The 1,098-nt window shown below is 59.5% G+C and carries 1 protein-coding gene; it reads right to left on the bottom strand.

Annotation, left to right across the window (positions count from 1 at the left end; all coding sequences use genetic code 11):
• Positions 1-126 precede the first annotated feature (126 nt).
• A partial coding sequence (locus tag QVE23_RS10710) for a phosphoketolase family protein (RefSeq protein ID WP_287968203.1) occupies positions 127-1,098 on the bottom strand: 972 nt, incomplete at its 5' end.

The raw sequence follows: 1,098 nt of genomic DNA on the forward strand, positions 1-1,098 counted from the left end.
TCACGGCTTATTTGTGGACACGGATGAAGATGGAACCACCATTTCCACCCCCCAATAATAAAACAGGGTCTTAAGTGCCCCGCCTCTTTCGTGGGGGGGCACTTCTACTTTGCTGATAAAAGCGGCTCACTCAATTCCCTTGCCGTTGTTCCACTTCCACTCCCGGATCTCCGGCAGGTCCACGCCGTGATCCTTGATATACTGGCGGTGCTCCACCAGCTTGTCGTTCATCCGCTGGACCAGATAGGCCCCCCGGTTACCCAGGGAGTGTAGCCGCTGGACCACGTCGATCACCAGATGGAACCGGTCGATATCGTTGAGGACCCGCATGTCGAAGGGCGTGGTGATGGTGCCCTCCTCCTTGTAGCCACGGACGTGAAGATGCTTGTTGTGCCGGCGGTAGGTCAGCTCATGAATCAGCGTGGGGTATCCGTGGTAGGCGAAGATGATGGGCCTGTCCTGGGTGAAGAGCATATCGTACTCCATGTCCGTGAGGCCGTGGGGATGCTCCGTGTGGGGCTGGAGCTTCATCAGATCCACCACGTTCACCACCCGGATCTTCAGCTCTGGCAGCTCCTTCCGCAGGATCGTCACCGCCGCCAGCGTCTCCAGAGTGGGCGTGTCGCCGCAGCAGGCCATGACCACGTCCGGCTCCTCCCCCTGGTCGTTGGAGGCCCAGTCCCAGATACCGATGCCCTGGGTGCAGTGCTTCACCGCCTGGTCCATGGTGAGCCACTGGGGGCGGGGATGCTTGCTGGCCACCATGACGTTTACATAGTTCCGGCTCTTGATGCAGTGGTCGAACACGCTCAGCAGGCAGTTGGCGTCCGGGGGCAGATAGATGCGCACCACGTCCGCCTTCTTGTTTGCCACGTGGTCCAGGAAGCCGGGGTCCTGGTGGGTGAAGCCGTTATGGTCCTGCTGCCACACATTGGAGGAGAGGATATAGTTCAAAGAGGCGATATCCTGCCGCCAGGGCAGCTCGTTGCAGGTTTTCAGCCACTTGGCGTGCTGGGAAAACATGGAGTCCACAATCCGGATGAAGGCCTCATAGCTGTTGAAAAAGCCGTGGCGTCCGGTGAGCAGATAGCCCTCCAG

It is taken from the genome of Oscillibacter sp. KLE 1728, from assembly GCF_934833455.1.
Classification (GTDB): Bacteria; Bacillota; Clostridia; order Oscillospirales; family Oscillospiraceae; genus Oscillibacter; species Oscillibacter welbionis.